Raw genomic sequence first — 19,398 nt, 5'->3', positions numbered from 1 at the left:
GAAACGCTATCTGACGCTTGCGGCTGCTTCGCCGGGCAAGGAGGTTCAAATAGCTCTATCGATTTTATCGCTTGGGATTGCGGTGCACTAGGGGTGCAGGAAACCTTATAGGTGAGTTCGGCAACACAGATCCAGCTTCACGGAATGTCGAGGGTTTGTGTACGAAGATAGAACCATGAACGTGCGCACTCCTGACCCATACCCTGGATGGCTCTCCGAAGAAGACCTCTACGAGGCACGGCAGCGCCTGCCCATGCTCTACGTCGAGGCCATTCCCGTGCGCCTGGACCCGCTGGGCTACGTCAACGAGGTGGGCCTGCTGCTCACCGGCGATGATGACGGGCGCATGCTGCGCACCTTCGTTTCGGGGCGAGTGATGTACCGCGAGACCATACGCGCCGCGTTGATCCGCCACATCGAAAAGGACCTGGGCACCATGGTGCTTCCGCAGCTTCCTGCTTCACCGGTGCCCTTCACCGTTGCAGAATACTTCCCGGCGCCGAGCGAAACCGGTCTGACCGATGATCGGCAGCATGCCGTATCCATGTGCTACATCGTGCCGGTTCGCGGCGAGACCAGCCCTCGCTCCGATGCGTTGGAGCTGACCTGGCTTTCGCCCAGCGAAGCGCTCAGCTCGGACATCCAGGGCGAGTTCGCTGGCGGTCGAGAAAATATTCTCCGTCAGGCATTAGCCCATGTCGGAGTGAATATCTAGCCCTGCTGCCCGCTATTTGGAATGATTCCCTGCCGGCGCTTGATGATTGATCCAACCCAGCTTCCCAAGAGCACCCCGAGCATGCCCACGGTGCAGCCGATCAGGGTCTCGACCACGCGGTCGTACATCACCGAGCCGCTCAGGCCCGTCACCAGCGAGACGCCCACGAGCGCCATCGGGGTAATGAAGACCTGCGCCAGGAAATAGTTGCGCATGACCAGCAGCTCGGCCATGAATTGGCATATGGCGATGAAGGCGAGCAGGATCCAGACCTGCGGGTTCAGGAAGATCAAGACCGCCATCAGGACCATGCCTGCCAGGGTGCCGAGCATTCGGTGCACGCCGCGCCGGATGCGCAAGGTCGTGGTGTGCCCGACCAGGGGAACCACCGCGGCCACCATCGCCCAGTAGTTGTGCCCGGCTTCCAGGCTGCTGCCCACGGTATTGGCCAAGGCGCCGGCCACGCCGGCTGTCAGGATGTAGAACAGCCCTTCCCACCAGATGGCCTTGCGGACGTTATCCGATAGTGGCGGCAGCGGGGTGCGCTTCCACAAGCTGGTCCACTGCCCGAGTGCACCGGCCGCACCGATGGCTACCGACAACAAGATCGTCAGGGCCGACACGAGCAGGGCTTCGCCGATTGGCGCGGGGACGGGGATCGAGGCAATTGCCGCGAATGCGAAGATGTGGAACAGCGAACCGCCGGGCCGCAGCCGCATGAAACCCACCAGCACCGAGCAGGCACCGGCCACGAGAGTCGTCGCGCCAACTACTTGCCACTGCTTGATTCCAGGGTCCGAATGGTCGATCCACCAGTGCGAAGCGGCCAGCGCCAGAGCGATTACCGCGAAGAACAAGGCCCCGGAACGCACCTGCATCCGCAACCGGTTCCAGTAGCCGTCCACGCGCCCATACACGCCGGTAAAGGCGCCGAACACGGCAAAGACCACAAGGTCCAGCCGGTCAATCGCGAAGAGCGTGATCAGAGGCGCAAAAACACCGATGCCGGTGCGCAGGCCGATCCAATGGTCCTTGCGGGCAGGCCCCAGCGTAATGAGCGCCTTGGCGGATTTCTTCAAATTCTCCAGACCCACATCTTCCTTCCGTCGCGTTGGACACAACACGTACGCTCCATTATTCGCGCTTTGCCTTGTGAAGCGTTAGGTTTTGGCGCACATTGCCCCTGTCGTTTTCCTCACCGCGCGGTTAATACGGCACACTTGGTACGTGTCCGAAAAGAACTTTGACCCCAGTGCCCCGCATGCCCGCCAGGATGAATTCGGCTTTGAAGTCGGAACCCGGCTGACCGCTCCGGACGGTTCCCCGATGTTGGGACGTACCGGCGTTATCCGTACCCCGCACGGCGACGTCAAGACGCCCGCGTTCATTGCGGTAGGCACCAAAGCTACCGTCAAGGCAGTCACCCCGGTGCAGGTTCAGGAGCTTGGCGCGCAGGCTGTGCTGTCAAACGCCTACCACCTGTATCTTCAGCCGGGCGCGGATATCCTCGATGAAGCTGGCGGACTAGGCAAGTTCATGGGCTGGCAGGGGCCGACCTTCACCGACTCCGGCGGATTCCAGGTCATGAGCCTGGGCTCGGGCTTCAAGAAGGTCATCGACATGAAGTCCGTAGACCAGTCTGGTCCGGACGACGCCGTGGCCCCGGGCAAGGAACGCCTGGCCAATGTGGACGAGGACGGCGTCTGGTTCAAGTCCCATCTCGACGGCACCAAGCACCGCTTCTCCCCTGAGATCTCCATGGGCGTGCAGCACCGGATCGGCGCGGACATCATGTTCGCCTTCGACGAGCTGACCACCTTGCAGAATTCCCGCGGCTACCAGGTCGAGTCCCTGGAGCGCACCCGGCGCTGGGCCGAGCGCTGCATTGCCGAGCACTTTGCATTGACCGATTCCCGCGAAGGCAAGGAGTACCAAGCCTTGTTCGGCGTCATCCAGGGCGCCCAGTACGAGGACCTGCGCCGCAAGGCCTGCCAGGACCTGGGGGCCATGGCCTTCGATGGCTTCGGCATCGGCGGCGCCTTGGAGAAGGAAAATCTGGGAACCATCGTCGGCTGGTGCGCCGAAGAGCTTCCAGAGAACAAGCCGCGCCACCTGCTGGGCATTTCCGAGCCGGATGACGTCTTCACCGCGATTGAGAATGGTGCCGATACTTTCGACTGCGTCTCGCCCACTCGCGTTGCGCGCAACTCGGCGTTCTATACCCCCTGGGGCCGTTTCAATCTTTCCGGCGCACGCTACAAGCGGGATTTCACTCCGCTGGTGGAAGGCTGCGAGTGCTATGCCTGCAAGAACTTCACCCGTGCGTACATTCACCACCTGTACAAGGCCAAGGAACTGCTCAGCCACACGTTGATTTCCATCCACAACGAGCAGTTCACTGTTTCGCTGGTTGAATCCGCGCGCCAGGCGATCGAGGACGGAACCTTCTTCGAGCTCAAGGACAAGGTGCTCTCCAGCTACTACGCTGGCGAACCGGATCCGCAGGGCCAGCCGGCCGCCCTGTAGCCAAGGGCCGCAAAGCAGTCGAGGCATCGATTCTCCACGCACTGGGCAGTGCAAGGAGAATCGATGCCTCGGGCTTTTCTAGGCCGAAACGCCCTGCCCTGCGCGGGTCATCGGCAAATGCATGATCCCGTCGTCGTCATAGTCTTCTCCGGAGCGGAGGAAACCGAACTTTCCGTACCAGCCCTCCAGCTGGGTCTGGGCGCTGAGCTGGATCTCCGCCTCCGGAGCGCAAAGCGCCACGGCACGCTGCATGAGTTCCCCGGCCAGGCCCCGGCCTCGGGCTTCTGCGGCCGTTGCAACCCGCCCAATGCGCGGAGTGCCGCTTGCGCTGTCCATGATTCGCACAGTACACAGCACTTTCCCGTTCTCGGTGGCCACCAGATGCACAGTGCCGGCATCCAGATCGCGGCCATCGATGTCCGGGTAGCACGATCGCTGCTCGACGATGAATACCTCGGCACGCAGTTTCAGTATTGAGTAGAGCAATTCTGCGGAAAGCCCATCGGGCTCGTGGATGGAAATCAAATCGTTCATCCTCCAAGACTACCTACGCCCCCGCGCCCAGCTTCCTGCCGGAAACTTGAACCAGGGCACTTGCACCAAAGAGCATTGCCGCGATCCACAGCAACGGGGGAATGGGAGTACCGGGGCTGAGCACCAAGAAGAAAATTGGCGAGAACGTGGCAGCTGCCCGAAGGAAAGTCGCTGTTTCCAGGAAAAGATACGTGGCCACGGCCGAGTCGCTGGTGGCTCCCCCGAGTAATGCATCCCAGTCCCGTTCTTCCCTGCTGGCGTGGGCACTGCTTGCCGCAGCACACCCCAACGCGGCGACCAGGCCTGCGGCGGTCCAAAGCCAAATGCGATCCAGCTGGATCATGCCCAGCATTCCCAGCCCGCCGGTCAAGAACAGCAAGGCGGTGGCTGAAAATAGCATCGCATACAGCGTTGCTGCCCGCATCAGGCGCTGTTCCGAAATCCCTAGCAGCTGGGTGAGCTGCCGTTCGGAAACAAGCGGTGCAATGGTCGCGGAAATGCTCAAGGTAAGAACCAGGCAGAGCACCAGGTAAAAGGCCGCTGCGCTCAGCGGGTTGGCAATTCGCTGAACCGTGGCGGCCAACGCGAAAGCCAGGAGCAGGAACCCGGCCACCGAATGCCAACGGCCTCCCCTCAGCAAACGGAGGCAGAGAATGCGCCACGCCACCGGCAACTTGGCGGTGAGCTTGCCACCGCGTGCGCGCCTGCGGCTAATAGCGGATGTCGCCGGAGCCGAGAGGCCTCGCGAGTCGCCCTGCATCAAAGCCCCCACGGCGAATTGCTGGTGCTCTCCGGCAAAACGCAACGCCTGGCCCGGAATCTGGTCAAAATGGCGAAACGCACCGTACGTACTCGCGCCGCTAAGTACCAGGACAACGAGCAAGGCGAGCACCCAGGCAGCCGGCTTCAAGGTGGCCGCAGCCATAGCGCCAACCAGGCTTTGGGCCCAAGGAATCTGGAACATCATGAGCATCCACAGCACGGCCAAGGCGATGAGCAGCCCGAGGCCCACCCAGTCGCAGATCCGTCGCGCAGCTATTTGCTGGTTCTTCCCCTGGATCGCCGTGGCCGCGTTGGCAAGCCCGACACCGGCCACTGCGAAGCAGGCGAGCCCAAGGACTGCAACGGGTACCGGGAGCGATCCGGCCAGCCCCAGCATCACGATCAGCCACAACGCACCGGCAAAGCTGCTCGCGAAAAGACCGATGAGCACCGCATTTCGCCACGTCGGCTGGCGGATAGCCCGGAGCTTGACCGGCAGCGGCAGCCACCAGTCGGCCTTGGCCGCACTGAGCCCGCAAGGCCCCAGGTAGAGCATGAGCCGAAAGGTTGCCAAGCCGGCCAAGGCCAATAGCACGAAAGAGAGGTCCTGCAAGCGCCAGACGGCGCTAGGCAGCACTTGGTACGCTACGCCCTCGCCCAAGAGCACAAACAGCATGCCAAAGAGTGCGCTGAAGAGGTAAGCCAACGCCACCAGCGCGGCCAGCACCCAGACATAGGCATCGGAAAAGCTGTCGAATTTCTCGGAGAAATTCCGCCGCTTCTTGGCTCGATTGACCAGTTCTCTAGGATTGAAATCAACGGCATGGGTTGCAACCCGGCTAGCGCTCAAGCCACTGCGCCCCGGCCTGCGGATCAAGCAGTTCACCCTCGTCTTCATCCAGAAGCAGCACTTGGTCCACGCAGCTTCGCAGCATCAGCGGATCATGGGTCACCGCTAGCAAAGTTGTTCCCCTGCCGCGTACCCCGGCAAGCCGCTGGTACAGCTTCTGCCTGATACGCAGGTCCAGGCGTTGTTCCGGTTCGTCAAGAATCAGCAGTTCTGCCGGACGGATCAAGGCCGCGGCGAGCAGCAGCTTACGGCGTTGGCCAGAAGACAGCTCGCCGGGAAGGTGATCGGCAGCAGCAGTGATTTCGAAGAAGTCGAGTTCTGCCTGGACTAACTGGGCCCAATCATCCAGTCCGTGTCCACGAGCGACCATTTCCAGATGTTCGCGCACCGTGAGTTCTTCGAAGAAGGCGCCGTCGGTGACCTGCACTGCGACGGTACGGCGAAAATGCTCCGAGCTTTCATTCACGGGAAGACTTTGGAACTCGACGGTGCCTTCCACCGGAATGAGATGTCCCAGGATCGTGCGGATCAGTGTTGATTTTCCGCTGCCATTGGCACCGATAATTCCTAAGCCAGCACCGGGAGCCAGCTGCAGGTTGATCGGCCCGCAGATCACGCGATTGGGATAGCCAATGGTCAAGTCGCGTGCTTCTAGCTGAACTTCAGCGCTTTGACCTGTCTGCATGCCATCGATTCTAGTGTCCGGATACAGCTGTGGGCATCGCCCTCACGGATGATGCCCACAGGATCACTAGCTTGCGATGGCCGCTTGGCTGTAGCCAGGTTCGCGCTTCTTGAACCATTTGATGACCATCGAGGTCACCGGAACAAACAGGACCTCCACGGCGGTCTTGTAGATGAAGCCCACCACCACGTAGTTGATGAATGTCGGCGCATCGGCGATGCCGATAACTGGCGCTGCAATGGCACAGAAGATCAGGGTATCCAGGAACTCCCCAACACCGCTGGAGCCGATCAAGCGGAGAATCAGCCCACGCTCGCCGGTGCGTTCCTTGAGCTTGACCAGCACCCATGAGTTGGCCAGCTGCCCCACCAGGAAGCCGCAAGCGGAGGCGACGACGATCTGCCAGATCGGGCCAAGGGTGCGCTCAAATGCGTCTTGCCCGTCGTAGAACTCGGCTGATGGCAATTGGATCATGACCCAGAAGCAGAACACTGCGAAGAACGCCAAGGCGAAAGTCACCAGGATTGAACGGCGAGCCGCCTTCAATCCGTAGACTTCCGCAATGACGTCGCCCAGAATGTAGGCCAGCGGGAAGAGGAAGAAGCCGCCATCGGTGATCAGCGGACCGAAGCTGACACCTTTGGAGGCGCCGATATTCGAAAGAATCACGACCGCGCCCATCAAGGTGAGCACCGTGGAGAAGTAGGGAGAACCCGAAGAAGCGAAAACCGCGTTCTTGTTTCGAATCAGATTGTTGCTGGCGTTGGAATCGCCCATGAATTTTTTCCTTGTCAAAGTGGTTCGCCAGAACATCGCTAAAGGGCACGGCCCTGCCCACGAATCAAAAGGGTGAAGGTTCCATGCCTGCGCGCTGTCCCGCTGTATTAGCACTTACGCAACAAGTATCCCATGCATAACTGCGGCCACGTTCTCACCTGTTGAAGACCAACCATGTTTCAGAAATCAAAGAATTCCAAAATTCATATCTCACTTGAATGTCTTCGAACTATAAATTCGAGGAAACAAATAGTGCAGTGATCGTCCTCCCGTACATCAGCATGAAAATTTTCCTTTTTTGAACGCGTTCAAATAATTGGTAGAATCGGATCCACCCACTTCCATCCAAAGGCTCCATGACAACGCAACCACGCACCGAAAAAGGCCAGCAGACCCAAGCCAAACTCTTGGCAACTGCCTTGGAGTGCTTTGCCACGGACGGATATAAAGCCTCGAGCATGCGTGCCATTGCTTCGAACGCAGGGGTTTCCCTGTCGCATGCGTACTACTACTTCAAGTCCAAAGAGGAGATCGTTGCCCAGCTCCTGCTGAACCTGCGCAGGGAGCAATATGATCTTTGCGCGGGGATGCTCGCAGAGGGAAATACCCTCGAAGCCAACATCCGCGCAGTACTCGACACGGGCGTCGAAGCGTTGGCTCCCTATCACGATTTCGGGCCTGCGTTCCTGCGTCTGATGCTCGCGCGCGATATGGGCAACGACGAGATTTCCAGCATTGAATTGGAGATATGGGAGAAGGTCGTTTCCGGATCCCGCCCGTTGCCCCCATTGGGCATACGACGCGATCTGCCGAAGTTCTTACTGCTGGTTTCCCGCCAGATCTTCTCGGCGTGGGCTTTCGACCAGTCGCCGCAGCAGCGCCGATCCAGACTTCTGATGAAGAACATGGCACCGGTTGCCGCCAAGTTCGCGGTGCTCTGCCGCTTGCCTGTGGTGCGCTCGCTCTTTGAAGATGTGCTGGCACTGATGGATCCAGGGCCAGCAGGGATTGCCGAGGTGTCCATGGCAGATCCTTCACCGCTGAGACGGCCGAAAGCCTCCTGAAAAGCCGCGGATTGCGCGCGTCGGCAAACACCCTGACACAGAGTTCCGTATCACCGCGTCTTAAGGCGTAAAGTCAAACATGCCGATAGGTGATCCCTAGCGAACCAAAGGAGAACGCAGCACTATGAGCGCAATGGCACGAGCACTGCCAAGCTGGACCCACGACTACGCCACGCTGCGTGATCGCATTGCTTCCTTCCCGAACCAGCACGAGATTCGTTCGGTGAATCAAGACGGCGAAGACGTGGAAATCCTCCGCTACTGGCCTGATGCTTCCTGGTCCGCGCCAAAGGACGCGCAGCGCTTGATCCTCTTGGGCACTCCCAACGACAGCACCGCTGCAGAACTCGCCACTTCGGGTTGGCAGCAAAGCACGACCATGCATCTGCTGGCCGGCAAGCCCGACGACGTCGAGCAGGTGGTCAAGCTCGCCGATACGTCCGGGCTTTTCGAGGCTCCAATGGATAACTATGACGTCGTTGAGGTGACTGACTTCGACCGTCCGGTCGCCCGAGGACGCATGCGCTACGGCGAAAACTACGGCCTGCTTACCGACCCGGACCTTTTCTCCCCCGCTGATCCCGATGCGGCTCGCCGCGCGGTACTGGCTAACTTTGCAGGCGCAGCTTTCGGCCACGGGCTGCCCTGGCTGCTGCTGGTAGCCACCGCAGAACACGCCCAGCAGCTTCCCGAAGGCTGGTCCAAAGCGACCACGCTCAGCTTCTGGCAGCACAGCTAATCCCATTCCCTACCCGCACTACCCGCAATTGAGACTATGACTAATACAAACACTGCCTCTCCAGCCATGACCCTGACCATCGCTGGTTCCGAAGCCACTGGCGGCGCAGGCGCCCAGGCCGATTTGAAGACCTTCCAGGAACTGGGAACCTTCGGCATCGTGGCTTTGACCTGCATCGTCTCCTTCGATCCCAAGGACTCCTGGAACCACCGCTTCGTTCCCGTTGACCAGCAGGTAATTGCCGATCAGCTCGAAGCCATCCAGGCCTGCTACGAGGACAAGCTCAGCACGGTCAAGCTGGGCATGATGGGCTCGCCAGCAACGATCAACACCGTTGCCACCGCGTTGAATTCCCAGCAGTGGGACAACGTACTGCTGGACCCGGTGCTGATTTGCAAGGGCCAGGAACCAGGCCACGCACTGGACACCGACGAAGCCCTCAAGGCTGCCTTGCTGCCCTTGGCTACGTTCGTCACCCCGAACCACTTCGAGGCTGAACAGCTCTCGGGAATCAAGATCACCACCGAAGATGATCTGATCGAAGCCGCCAAGAAGATCCACGAGGTCTCCGGCGCGGCGGTCCTGGCCAAGGGTGGAGTCCGCATCGCTGGCGAAGACGCCGTGGACGTTTTCTACGATGGCACGACCCTCGAGGTCTTGCGCGAGAAGAAGATCGGCGAAGTTGCGGTCTCCGGCGCGGGCTGCTCGCTGGCCGCAGCCGTAACTGCAGAGCTGGCCAAGGGCGCTACCCCGCTGGAGGCAGCCCGCACAGCCAAGGCGTTTGTCACCGAAGGCATCCGCAACCGCGTTTCTGGCAACACCCCGTTTGACGCACTCTGGCAGGGCGGCCGCCGCTAGGCCCTGGCTGCTGGAGTGTTTGCTGGCCACTGCCGTTCACGGCGGTGGCCAGCAAACTGCTTTAACCGTGATCCCAGTCATTGGCCTAAGCCAACCGCACTTGTTATGGTTATTCCGGAAGTGCTCAGAATCAATGCGTGGAGAACCACAGGAAGGAGCGGTCGGCTATGCAAGCCACTTTGACGCTCTGCCCGTTCGTCTGCGTATCGAACGGGGTTGGCAACACATTTTCCGCTTAAGGCTTCTGCCTTAGGCAATGTTCCAGTGCCCCCAATTTTTCGTTCCCTTGCAGACCTCAATACCTTGACGATTCGTGATTCCGCGCGCCCATGAAGCGCGTGCGGACTATTTGAGGATTTCCCATGCAGCCATTGACCGAAAAAACCATCCGTTCTTCCTTCATCAACGCCAGCCGCCAAGAAGCGAAGAAATTGACCCTTCCCGAAAACTTTGCCTCCCTCGAGTGGGATTCGCTGGAGTACCTGGGTTGGCGCGACCCGAAAATGATGCAGCGCGGCTACCTGCTCCACACCGACGAAGCGGGGCAGACCCGCGGCATCCTCTTGCGCCCCACCGACGGTGGCCGCAAGCCGACCAACGCCACGATGTGCGAGATGTGCCGCGATGTGAACATCCCTTGCGCGGTAGGCATGTGGACGACCAAGCGCGCTGGCCAGGCTGGACGTGACGGCAATACCTTGGGGACATTGATCTGCCTGAACTTCGAGTGCTCCCGCAATGTGCGGATCCCGCCTCCGAAGAATCCGATCTACCCGGACCCAATGGTTGTCGTTGCCGAGCGCATCCAGCTGCTCGACGAGCGCGTGCATAGCTTCCTGAACCGCCTCTAGGCAACCGCAGCCTTCAAGCCGATTCCGGCGCCGCCCGCCCAGCAAGTAGTGAACTGATGAGTAACAAAGCGTCCAAATTTTCTCAAAAATGGACGGGCCCATCAGGCCTTGCTGGGCGGGTTTGTCGCAGTGGTTCGCGGATTTTATTGTGAAATTCCCAAGCCAGCACAATATCCAGCCAAAGGTTACTATTCAATAACCCCTTGATATATGAGCTACGTCACCTAAGATTCCAGCTATGGGTATACGCACTAGCGGACGTTTACCCCGGACGATCATCAAGGCTCGCACCGCTTTTATGTCGCCCGCCCATGACGGGAGCAGCACCGCTATCCAGCCCAGCTAGGAGAATCATGGTCACTCGCCGCACGCAGAGAGTGCCGCGCCTGATTTTGGGATCAGCCACTGCGCTTGCACTGGCTGTTACCTTGTCAGGACCGGCAAGCGCAGCAGGAATCCCCCAACCAGGCGACGGCGAAAATGCCGCGTCCCTGCCAATCACCAGTTCATCAGCGCTGTCCAACCTGAAAGTCTCTGGACCTCTTGCCAAATCAACTGGTGAAGTGTCTGTTTTCGTTCAGTTCCAGGGTGATGGCGCCTTCGAGACGGTGAAGAAGTCCGGCAAGAAGAAGGACACTGCCAAGGTCAAGAAGATCGGCAAGGAGGTCAAGGCCAAGGGCAAGCAGCTGGCAGCCGAGGCCAACTCGAAGGTCATCTACACCACGCACAACGCACTGCAGGGTGTCGCACTGACCGGTGATGCCGCTGATCTGCGCAAGCTTGCACAGCGTAGCGACGTTGCCAAGATCAGCTCCATCGTTCCCAAGAAGCCCTCCAACCGCAGCTCGGTCGTTGACACCGGCGCCCTGGAATCGTGGAAGTCCCTGGACAAGACCGGTGACGGCGTCAAGGTGGCTGTACTGGATACCGGCGTGGACTACACCCATGCCAGCTTCGGCGGCCCGGGCACCTTGGAAGGCTACAAGGAAGCCCAGGCCTCCGATGAGCTGCCCGGTGCAGATTCGGGCCTGATCGACACCAACAAGTTCATTGGCGGTTGGGACTTGGTTGGCGATGACTACAACGCCGACTCCGACGATCCCACCTACCAGCCAATTCCGCATCCGGACCCTAACCCGCTTGACTGCCAAGCTGCCGGACACGGCTCCCACGTTGCCGGAACCACCGCAGGCTATGGCGTCAACGCCGATGGCTCGACCTTCACCGGGGACTATTCCTCGCTGGACGCCGACGCGCTGGCGCAGATGAAGGTCGGCCCGGGCTCGGCCCCTGACGCACAGCTCATCGGCATCCGCGTCTTCGGTTGCGGCGGCTCCTCCTCCGTGGTTGGCCAAGCACTGGACTACGTACTTGATCCGAACGGCGACGGCGACTTCTCGGACCGCGCCGACGTGGTCAACATGTCCCTTGGTTCGGATCATTCCCCGGCCAACGACCCTGAAAATGACATTGTCGACGCCCTGAGCGCAGCCGGCATCCTCTCGGTTGTCGCTTCCGGCAATGCCGGCGATGTCACCGACGTGGGCGGTTCGCCGGGCAACTCGCGTTCCTCGCTGACCGTAGCCAACTCCGTTGGCTCGCACGTCACCTTGGACAAGATCCAGGTCGATGGTCCCGACAATGTCGCCGGTTCGGCCTCGGGCCAGTACTCGGCGAACTTCAACTACACCAATGCTGATCCGGCCGCCTTGTCCGGAGAAGCAGTGATGGCTCCGGCCGATAACGCATTCGGTTGCGACGCATTCGAAGAAGGTTCACTGGAAGGCAAGTGGGTTTGGCTGCAGTGGAGCGAGAACGGCGAGTTCCCTTGCGGTTCCGGCGCCCGCTTCAACAACGCTGAAGCCGCCGGTGCCACCGGTGTCCTCTTGGATGCAGAAAGCAACTTGTTCGATGCAGGCATCGCCGGCAACGCGACCATCCCGGGTGCGCAGTTCACCTTGGACGAGTCGAACAAGCTGCGCCCAGCAGCTGAAGCTGGCACGCTGCAGGTTACCCTGTCCCCCGAATTCGTTGGCGGTTCCTCCAGCGAGTCCGGCGTTGCAGACACGCTGAATTCCTCTTCATCGCGTGGCGTCCACGGTTCCAACGGCGTGGTCAAGCCGGATGTGGCTGCCCCAGGTACCCAGATCGGCTCGGTTGGCGTGGGCACCGGTACCGGCACCGCCGTGATGACCGGTACCTCGATGGCCACTCCATTGGTTGCTGGTATCGCCGCGCTGGTTCTGGAAGACAGCGACTACACCCCATATGAAGCCAAGAGCATCATCATGAACACCGCGGCCACCGACATCAAGGCCGCCAATGGCGAAGCCTACGGTCCGAACCGTGTTGGTTCCGGTCGCGTGATGGCCGATGCAGCACTCCAGAGCCCTGCTTTCGCCTACGATTCCGAGGCAGCGGATCTGACCAGCGTGGTCTTCGGCGTTATCGAGCTGGGAGGCAAGAAGCCGTTCAGCGCGCAGCGCGAAATCACCATTGAGAACACCAGCGGCAAGGCGCAGAGCTACGACGCCAACTACGTGGCCGCTACCGAGATCCCAGGCGCAAGCTTCACCTTGGATCGCAGCAGTGTCACCGTGCCGGCCGGCGGCAGCGCCAAGCTGAACGTCACCCTGAGCGTTGACCCGCAGCAGTGGGCCAAGACCATCGATCCAACCATGGCTACCAGCCAGTCCGGTCTGGCTCGTGCCTGGGTTGCCGATGCCAGCGGTCGCGTCGAGCTGACTGCCAGCAATGCTCCGACCCTGCGCATTCCAGTCCAGGCAGCTCCCAAGCTGGCTGCTGACATGGAGGGCAAGCTCAAGAAGCTGAAGAAGGGCGCGGATACCACCACCCTGAGCCTGAAGGGCAAGGACATCACTGCTGGCGAGGGCGCTACTTCGGTCACCTCCCTGCTCGGCGCCTTCGAACTGGGTGCTTCGAGTGAACGCGGCGACGATTCGCTGGACAGCATCCCGGCAGCCCGTTCCGTGGACCTGCAGCACGTTGGCGCATCGAGCACCGCTGCCCGCACCGGTGTGGCTGACGGCCTGCTGAATGTCGGCATCTCCACCTGGGCCAACTGGGCCCACCTGGCTGGCGGCACCGAGCTGGATGTCGAGATCGATACCAATGGCGACGGCGAAGCCGACTTCGTTACCTTCAACGCCGCATTCGACGAAGTTGACCTTGACCTGGCAGCAACCTTCAACCTCGCCACCGGCGAGCAAGTTGACCTGCAGCCAGTGAACGGCATGCTCGGCGATGTCGATACCAACACCTTCGACACCAATGCAGCGGTCTTCCCGATCTCCCTGTCAGCCCTGGGGCTCGATGAGGATTCGTCGGAGATCTCCTACCGTGTGCTGGGCTACTCCTGGTACAACACCGATGAGAACGGCTCGATGATCCCGGTTGACCAGACCGACTGGATCGACTTCAACGTGGCAGCGCCACAGGTTGATTTCGGTGCAGAAGGCACCTTGTTCACCGATCTGTCCGGGACCCAGATCCCGGTGACCGTTGCAGACAGCACCAAGGCATCGAAGGCACTGTTGCTTCACCTGCACAACGGCAATGATGACCGTGCACAGGTTCTGGAAGTAACTGACGGAAAGAAGAAGGGCAAGAAGTAGGCCTTCCACCTCCCAAGAGCAGGCCCGGGGCACTTCCTAGCGAGTAAGGAAGAGCCCCGGGCCTACACCTTTAAGATCCAGCTGTGCAGCTTATTGCATGCGCAGCTTCTCTTCGAGAACCAGTACTGCGGCTTCTCTTACCTGGGCCGCGAATTTCCCATCGGCCTTGGCCTCGGCTGCCAGGGCCTTCGCCATGGTGATGGCCGGAGCCGATTTTACGCATAGCGGAACAGTTCCGCCGGCGGCCACGAACTTCACTGCGCGCTCGCCCACCGGCAGGTAGCCGACCTGCTTGGCTTCACAGAGATCATCGGAAATCACGATTCCCCCATACCCCATTTGCTCACGCAGCAATCCGGTGATGATCTTCGAAGAGAACGGTGCATCATTCTTTCCATCGAGCCGGGAGTAGCGGGCGTTGGAGACCATGACCCAGGACTTGCCCTGCTCGATAGCCTGCTCGAATGGCTGCAGATCGCTGGAGTCCGCATCGATCTTCGTATCGGTCACTTTGGTACTGGTATCGGTGTTCCCAGCGACCCGGCCCAATCCGGGGAAGTGCTTGACTACCGGTTGCACGCCTTCGGAGCGCAGCGCTTCGTTCACCGTCGAAATGGCCTTGGAGACCCCCGAGGCGTCATGCGCGTATTCGCGGCCAAAGTAGCCGATGGGTGCGTTGCCGGTGCCGATACTGGCCGGAACAACGTCCGCCACCGGAGCCAGATTCACGTTGATGCCGGCTTCAGCCAGTTCTTTCCCGGCGGCGCCCACTTCACGCTCCAGCTTCGATACAGGCCACCCTCCCTGCGTCAACGCAGTCGGCAGTTCGGTGAAACCGGGGCCCTGGAGCACCCGGACAAAGCCCCCTTCCTGATCGGTGGCCACCCAGACCGGCAATTGCCCGGGAATGCCGGACTCCAAGCCCTGGGTAATTTCCTGGACCTGGGCGGCGGTCTGCTTCACCGGCAGTTGCGAACGGCCACGCAGGAAGACATTGGAAATTCCCTGCTTCTTCATCGCAGAAATTTCCGCAGCGGTTGCTCCTGTTGCCGGGACACCGGCCATCACGAGGCTCGCTGCCTGTTCGCTGGCGCTCAGCTCGCCGGCTAGCGCTTCTGCTTGCTGGCGCAGCGAGGGTTCCTGGCTGCGGCTAGGCGATGGGCTTTCTTCTGCCCCGGAGTTGCCGGACGGGCTGGGAGTTGCCTGCTGCGCAGGAGTCCTCGTACTGCTCGGGCTGCTGGAGCTGCCCTCGGACGTGCTCGAAGCTGCTTCTTGGGCATTCGGCGCACTGCAGCTAGCGAGCATCACCGTCATCAGGATTCCGACTGACATGAGCTGCTTGGCACGGGTAGTCATGAGATCATCCTTCCACCGTAAACTGCGAAGTTGCCGAAGAGCCGAGAACCTTTTGCCGTTGGCAGAACGCTAGGCACGCACCACCAGCAGTTCATCCCAGTCGGTGGTGTAGCGCTGCGAAATATGCTCTCGTTTCATTGACCATTCAGGGATTTTGGCCATCCCGGCATGCCCCAGGCCAATGGATTTGGCACCGAATCGAAGGGAGATATCCTGGACTACCGAAGAGACGTTCTCTTGTTCCTCGGCAGCCGGATCGGGACTCTGGCCAAAGAGGTCCAGCTGTGGCTCGCCCGGAGAATCGCTGAGCCCGGAGAGGATCACTCCCCCGCGAACATAGTCCATTCCCGGTTTCATCAGATCCCGCATGGCGGCAATTGCCAGCTTGCTGAGCACGATGGGATCCCGCGTCGGACGCGGCAGGCGCACCTGGGCACTGGGGAATGAGGCTTCTCCCCGGGCGAAGCGGCTGGTGCCCGCGGTGACGGTAAGCAATGAAGCGTACAGGCCTTCGCGCGCCAAGCGGCCGGCAGCCTTCTGCGCATAGATGGACATGACTTCTTCCATCGCTTCATAGGTGCGCACCGGCGTGGAGAAGGAACGGGTGAACATGACCTGGCCGCGATCCGCGCGTTCCTCCACCGGACCAATGCAACGTTGCCCGTTGAGTTCGAAGACCGTGCGCTGCAAGACGACAGAAAACTTCTTGCGGATCGCCAATGGGTCAGCTGCTTGCAGGTCCGCGATGGATTCAATGCCCATGGCTGCCAGCTTGGCACCGGTTTTGCGGCCCACACCCCAGACATCGGTGACTGGAACCCGGTTCAGGATACTGCCCAGGACCTCGGGATCCATGAGCTGCTGGACGCAGACTCCGCCCAGTCCCGGATTGTGCTTGGCAATATGGTTGGACAGCTTCGCCAGGGTCTTGGTGGATGAGACACCCACGCAGACTGGCACCCCAATAGTCTTGTCAATGGCGGCACGGATCTGGGCCGCGGTGCTGCGCACCTGTTCCAGGTTGCCTTCCAGGCCGACGAAAGATTCATCGATGGAATACACCTCGTGCCAGGTCCCGAAGCGTCCGAGCAATTCCATGACACGGGCAGAAATATCCCCGTACAGTTCATAGTTGCTCGACCGCACCGCAAGGTTGTGGGAGTCCATATAGCGTTGGACCTTGAAGAAGGGTTCTCCAGTAGGAATGCCCAGATCCTTGGCTTCCTGGGAACGGGCCACCACGCAGCCGTCATTGTTCGACAGCACCACCACGGGACGATTGCGCAGCGAATAGTCGAAGGCCCGCTCGCAGGAGACGTAGAAATTGTTGACGTCCACCAGGGATACGTGGTCAGCGGACATGATGCAGGCACCTGGTAATGACGCCGAAGACACTGACCTCATCGCCTTCGGCCAGTACCACGGGCAGGGGCGATTCATCGCTGAGCAGCCCAACCTCGTGGCCGTCAATCTGCCAGCGGCGCACCAGCATCTGCCCGTTGAGGTTGACGATGACCACAGAGCCGTGGCGCACGGCCAGCGATCGGTCCACGATCACTTCATCGCCGTCGAAGATGCCAGCTGACCGCATGGCGTGGCCCGAGACGCGCATGATGAAGGTGGAGACACGATCACGGACCAGCAACCGGTTCAGGTCCAGTCCACCGTCAAAATAATCGCGTGCTGGCGAGGGGAAACCCATCGCGGATACCGCTTGGACCGGCCCTTGGGTTGCTCCCGGAGGCATCAGCTCCTGTTCTTCAGCCACACCCCACCACTTTCTAGTACAAATATTCGAATACTTGAATTGTAGCGCGTTATCCAGCAACCTTCATGTTTCCGGCGAGCGCGCTACCCCCGGGACTCCGTAGCAGAGGTCCTCCCATGGACCCTGGCCTGCGCTTTCCAGCTGTACAGCGCGGCGGATACAACGATAACCAGCAGCGTCGCGGCACCGGAGATCACGATGATTGCCCTGGCCGGGCCAATCAGCAATCCCGGGGTGCCGATGAGATAGCCCAATGCGACCATGATGTTGATGAGCATCCGCAGCTGCGCCCAAGCAGCACCATGGCGGGATTCCGGCACGTATTCGTAAATGGCTGTTCGCACTCCAGTATTGTGCAGTCCATTGCCCAGCCCGCCAGCAAGGAACACCAAGGCCAGGCCAGCCGCGTTGGACCAGAGCCCTTCCGTGAGGATCGCGGCGCCCACCAGCCCTCCACCGAGCAGAATCGGCAAGGCGCTTCGGGTACCGAAGCGGCGATTGCCTCCCAGCAGGGAACCGAACACTGCGCCCACGGACCAGGCACCGAGCAATACCGCATATCCAGTGTCGTTATCGGTGATCCCGCGCAGGTAGAACACCCCCGAAACGCCTTCTGCTGCGGTAAACAGCACGATCGCCGCCACCGGCAGCAGCAAGATCCGCAATTGTGGATTGCGCGTCAATGCAGCTCCACCGGGCGATACCGGTCCACCCTGATCCGGCTCGTTCGCTGCGTCTGTTCCTGTCCCGTTGGCGGCTTGCGAGCGGGACAGGAAGATGGCCGCCAGGGCCAGTGCCAGGAATCCTGCCGCCGCGTACCAAAGCACCGCGCCGATCCCCGATTTCGCGAAGACGAGCGAAGCTATCGCCGGCGCGATGATTCCCGCCAGGGACGTCGCTACGACAAGGAAGCTGCTGGCACGAGCAATGCTGAAGCCTCCGCGGATGCGCGGAACGATCTTGAAAATGACCGCTCCGTTAACCACCGCGCAAATACTGGCCACAGGCATCAAGGCGAGGCTCGCGAAGATATTGGAGGCAATGGCCATCACCGCGAAAATCGCCACATGCACGCACAGGTTCAGGATCCACACCCTGAAAAGGCCTGCCCCGTCCACCCAACGCCCTATAGCCGGGGCGGCAAGGATCGGCGGAACCAAGCCGGCGAGGAACAACGCGGTTACGCCCCAGGACCCCAACTGATCCGCGGATTCCAGGGTCAAGGCAAAGACCGCCATGCCCTCGCCGAGCATGGAGAGCAATGCAACCACGCAGAACAGGACACAACGCGCCGAAGACTGCACCTGGCCCCCTTCCTCCGCGCGCATGCCACGCTGGCCTAAAGGTTCTAGTCTATGGGTAGGGGGATTCGCCTCCGAGGACATATCGCGCCAAAGGAGTCTCGTGAAAGTATTACTGGTCAGCTGCGGAGATGTCGCCACCGAGGCAGGACTGCGGCTCCAGCAGGAGGGCCATCGCGTCACCGGCTGGCGGCGCAACAGCCAGAAGCTGCCCGCAGGATTTACCGGCCACAGCGTAGACCTGCTCGATGCCGCCCAGTGGCCAAGCATCGATCCGCAGACCGAAATCGTCGTGCTCACTCCCGTGCCAGCCACCCGCGATGCCGATGGCTACACGCGCGGCTATCTGCGGGTCGCCAAAGAACTGGCTTCACGGCTGGCAGCCCAATGCCCCAATCTTCGCCGGCTTATCTACATCTCCTCCACCGCAGTGATGGGCGGCGCCAACGGAGAACTCGTCGACGAATCAGCACCGCTTGCCCCAGCTAGCCCCACCGCGCAGGTCCTTGCGCACACCGAGGCAGCGCTCGCCGGCAGCGGCCTGCCGGTAACAATCCTGCGGGCGTCGGGAATCTACGGCCCGGGCCGCACCCGGCTCATCGATCACGTCACCGCCGGAACCGCACAGATTCCCGCGGGCTCGCATTGGACCAACCGCATCCACCGCGATGACCTGGCCGCGGCCATCGTTCACGTTGCGGCGCTGGGAGAGCAAGCCGCTGGCCTCTACCTGGCCAGTGACAGCACCCCAGCCCAGCTAGGCGAGGTCTACCAATTTTTGGCCAAGGAACTTCATTTGCCTGCGCCGGAAGAGGCAGGACAAGCCCCGGCACGACGTGCTGCCGACCGCCGGCTCGATAATTCCAAGCTGCTAGCCAGCGGGCTTGAACTGCAGTATCCGGGATTTACCGAAGGCTACCGCGCGATCCTTGCCGGGACATCAACCCGCCATGCCTAAAGCGCGTAAAAGACAGCCT

General features: G+C 60.8%; 17 protein-coding genes. 8 read left to right on the top strand and 9 right to left on the bottom strand.

The window, feature by feature from the left end; all coding sequences use genetic code 11:
- Positions 1–175: 175 nt before the first annotated feature.
- Positions 176–715, top strand: a complete 540-nt coding sequence (locus ACWICV_RS16030) for an NUDIX hydrolase family protein (RefSeq protein WP_105658590.1) — start codon at positions 176–178, stop codon at positions 713–715.
- Here the strand turns inward: ACWICV_RS16030 and ACWICV_RS16025 are convergent.
- Positions 712–1,809: an FUSC family protein gene (locus ACWICV_RS16025; RefSeq protein WP_365943049.1), complete on the bottom strand. Its 1,098-nt coding sequence runs from the start codon at positions 1,807–1,809 to the stop codon at positions 712–714. The two genes, ACWICV_RS16030 and ACWICV_RS16025, sit on opposite strands and share 4 nt — an antisense overlap.
- 133 nt (positions 1,810–1,942) lie before the next feature.
- Between ACWICV_RS16025 and tgt the strand changes: the two genes are divergently transcribed.
- Complete coding sequence (gene tgt / locus ACWICV_RS16020) at positions 1,943–3,241, top strand: tRNA guanosine(34) transglycosylase Tgt (RefSeq protein WP_105658591.1); 1,299 nt, start codon at positions 1,943–1,945, stop codon at positions 3,239–3,241.
- A 78-nt stretch (positions 3,242–3,319) separates the two neighbouring features.
- Here the strand turns inward: tgt and ACWICV_RS16015 are convergent, their stop codons facing one another.
- From ACWICV_RS16015 to ACWICV_RS16000, 4 genes are all read right to left on the bottom strand, one after another.
- Positions 3,320–3,775 carry a GNAT family N-acetyltransferase gene (locus ACWICV_RS16015; protein ID WP_332594861.1) on the bottom strand — a complete coding sequence of 152 codons (456 nt, stop codon included), beginning with the start codon at positions 3,773–3,775 and terminating at the stop codon, positions 3,320–3,322.
- 13 nt (positions 3,776–3,788) lie between these two features.
- Positions 3,789–5,387: a hypothetical protein gene (locus tag ACWICV_RS16010; RefSeq protein ID WP_400291205.1), complete on the bottom strand. Its 1,599-nt coding sequence runs from the start codon at positions 5,385–5,387 to the stop codon at positions 3,789–3,791.
- Complete coding sequence (locus tag ACWICV_RS16005; RefSeq protein WP_332594863.1) at positions 5,377–6,072, bottom strand: ABC transporter ATP-binding protein; 696 nt, start codon at positions 6,070–6,072, stop codon at positions 5,377–5,379. Before ACWICV_RS16005 ends, ACWICV_RS16010 begins: the two co-directional genes overlap by 11 nt.
- Positions 6,073–6,138: 66 nt before the next feature.
- Positions 6,139–6,849, bottom strand: coding sequence for a queuosine precursor transporter (locus tag ACWICV_RS16000; RefSeq protein ID WP_454091328.1), 711 nt, complete (start codon positions 6,847–6,849; stop codon positions 6,139–6,141).
- A 356-nt stretch (positions 6,850–7,205) separates the two neighbouring features.
- Here ACWICV_RS16000 and ACWICV_RS15995 point away from each other — a divergent pair, with 356 nt between their 5' ends.
- From ACWICV_RS15995 to ACWICV_RS15975, 5 genes are all read left to right on the top strand, one after another.
- Positions 7,206–7,913, top strand: coding sequence for a TetR/AcrR family transcriptional regulator (locus ACWICV_RS15995; RefSeq protein ID WP_365943046.1), 708 nt, complete (start codon positions 7,206–7,208; stop codon positions 7,911–7,913).
- A 124-nt stretch (positions 7,914–8,037) separates the two neighbouring features.
- Entirely contained in the window at positions 8,038–8,652 is a 615-nt protein-coding gene (locus tag ACWICV_RS15990; protein WP_365943045.1) for a hypothetical protein, read from the top strand.
- A gap of 36 nt (positions 8,653–8,688) precedes the next feature.
- The gene (locus tag ACWICV_RS15985; protein WP_332487402.1) at positions 8,689–9,510 is read left to right on the top strand and encodes a hydroxymethylpyrimidine/phosphomethylpyrimidine kinase; all 822 of its coding nucleotides are present in this window, start codon (positions 8,689–8,691) and stop codon (positions 9,508–9,510) included.
- A gap of 362 nt (positions 9,511–9,872) precedes the next feature.
- Entirely contained in the window at positions 9,873–10,361 is a 489-nt protein-coding gene (locus tag ACWICV_RS15980; RefSeq protein ID WP_105658599.1) for an FBP domain-containing protein, read from the top strand.
- A 563-nt stretch (positions 10,362–10,924) separates the two neighbouring features.
- The gene (locus ACWICV_RS15975) at positions 10,925–13,996 is read left to right on the top strand and encodes a S8 family peptidase (RefSeq protein WP_332594864.1); all 3,072 of its coding nucleotides are present in this window, start codon (positions 10,925–10,927) and stop codon (positions 13,994–13,996) included.
- Between the two features lie 90 nt (positions 13,997–14,086).
- Here the strand turns inward: ACWICV_RS15975 and ACWICV_RS15970 are convergent, their stop codons facing one another.
- From ACWICV_RS15970 to ACWICV_RS15955, 4 genes are all read right to left on the bottom strand, one after another.
- A complete protein-coding gene (locus tag ACWICV_RS15970) occupies positions 14,087–15,352 on the bottom strand; it encodes a glycoside hydrolase family 3 N-terminal domain-containing protein (RefSeq protein WP_365943042.1) in 1,266 nt (421 codons plus the stop codon).
- 69 nt (positions 15,353–15,421) lie between these two features.
- Complete coding sequence (locus tag ACWICV_RS15965) at positions 15,422–16,714, bottom strand: Y-family DNA polymerase (protein WP_105658602.1); 1,293 nt, start codon at positions 16,712–16,714, stop codon at positions 15,422–15,424.
- Positions 16,704–17,120 carry a LexA family protein gene (locus ACWICV_RS15960; RefSeq protein WP_105658603.1) on the bottom strand — a complete coding sequence of 139 codons (417 nt, stop codon included), beginning with the start codon at positions 17,118–17,120 and terminating at the stop codon, positions 16,704–16,706. Before ACWICV_RS15960 ends, ACWICV_RS15965 begins: the two co-directional genes overlap by 11 nt.
- A gap of 83 nt (positions 17,121–17,203) precedes the next feature.
- Complete coding sequence (locus ACWICV_RS15955; protein WP_365943041.1) at positions 17,204–18,448, bottom strand: MFS transporter; 1,245 nt, start codon at positions 18,446–18,448, stop codon at positions 17,204–17,206.
- A 76-nt stretch (positions 18,449–18,524) separates the two neighbouring features.
- Between ACWICV_RS15955 and ACWICV_RS15950 the strand changes: the two genes are divergently transcribed.
- Complete coding sequence (locus ACWICV_RS15950; protein ID WP_365943040.1) at positions 18,525–19,379, top strand: NAD-dependent epimerase/dehydratase family protein; 855 nt, start codon at positions 18,525–18,527, stop codon at positions 19,377–19,379.
- The last annotated feature ends 19 nt before the right edge of the window (positions 19,380–19,398 follow it).

The sequence above is a fragment of the Glutamicibacter sp. NPDC055354 genome, assembly GCF_053644955.1.
The sequence above is the reverse complement of the archived record's forward strand: the minus strand, read 5'-3'. Positions and strand labels throughout refer to the sequence as shown.

Excerpts from the sequence above, each read along its gene's own strand:
- ACWICV_RS16005 (WP_332594863.1), bottom strand. The coding sequence starts at position 6,072 with ATGCAGACAGGTCAAAGCGCTGAAGTTCAGCTAGAAGCACGCGACTTG.
- ACWICV_RS16030 (WP_105658590.1), top strand. The coding sequence starts at position 176 with ATGAACGTGCGCACTCCTGACCCATACCCTGGATGGCTCTCCGAAGAA.
- ACWICV_RS16000 (WP_454091328.1), bottom strand. The coding sequence starts at position 6,849 with ATGGGCGATTCCAACGCCAGCAACAATCTGATTCGAAACAAGAACGCG.
- ACWICV_RS15995 (WP_365943046.1), top strand. The coding sequence starts at position 7,206 with ATGACAACGCAACCACGCACCGAAAAAGGCCAGCAGACCCAAGCCAAA.
- ACWICV_RS16015 (WP_332594861.1), bottom strand. The coding sequence starts at position 3,775 with ATGAACGATTTGATTTCCATCCACGAGCCCGATGGGCTTTCCGCAGAA.
- ACWICV_RS15990 (WP_365943045.1), top strand. The coding sequence starts at position 8,038 with ATGAGCGCAATGGCACGAGCACTGCCAAGCTGGACCCACGACTACGCC.
- ACWICV_RS15980 (WP_105658599.1), top strand. The coding sequence starts at position 9,873 with ATGCAGCCATTGACCGAAAAAACCATCCGTTCTTCCTTCATCAACGCC.
- ACWICV_RS15965 (WP_105658602.1), bottom strand. The coding sequence starts at position 16,714 with ATGTCCGCTGACCACGTATCCCTGGTGGACGTCAACAATTTCTACGTC.
- ACWICV_RS15985 (WP_332487402.1), top strand. The coding sequence starts at position 8,689 with ATGACTAATACAAACACTGCCTCTCCAGCCATGACCCTGACCATCGCT.
- ACWICV_RS15955 (WP_365943041.1), bottom strand. The coding sequence starts at position 18,448 with ATGCGCGCGGAGGAAGGGGGCCAGGTGCAGTCTTCGGCGCGTTGTGTC.
- ACWICV_RS15970 (WP_365943042.1), bottom strand. The coding sequence starts at position 15,352 with ATGACTACCCGTGCCAAGCAGCTCATGTCAGTCGGAATCCTGATGACG.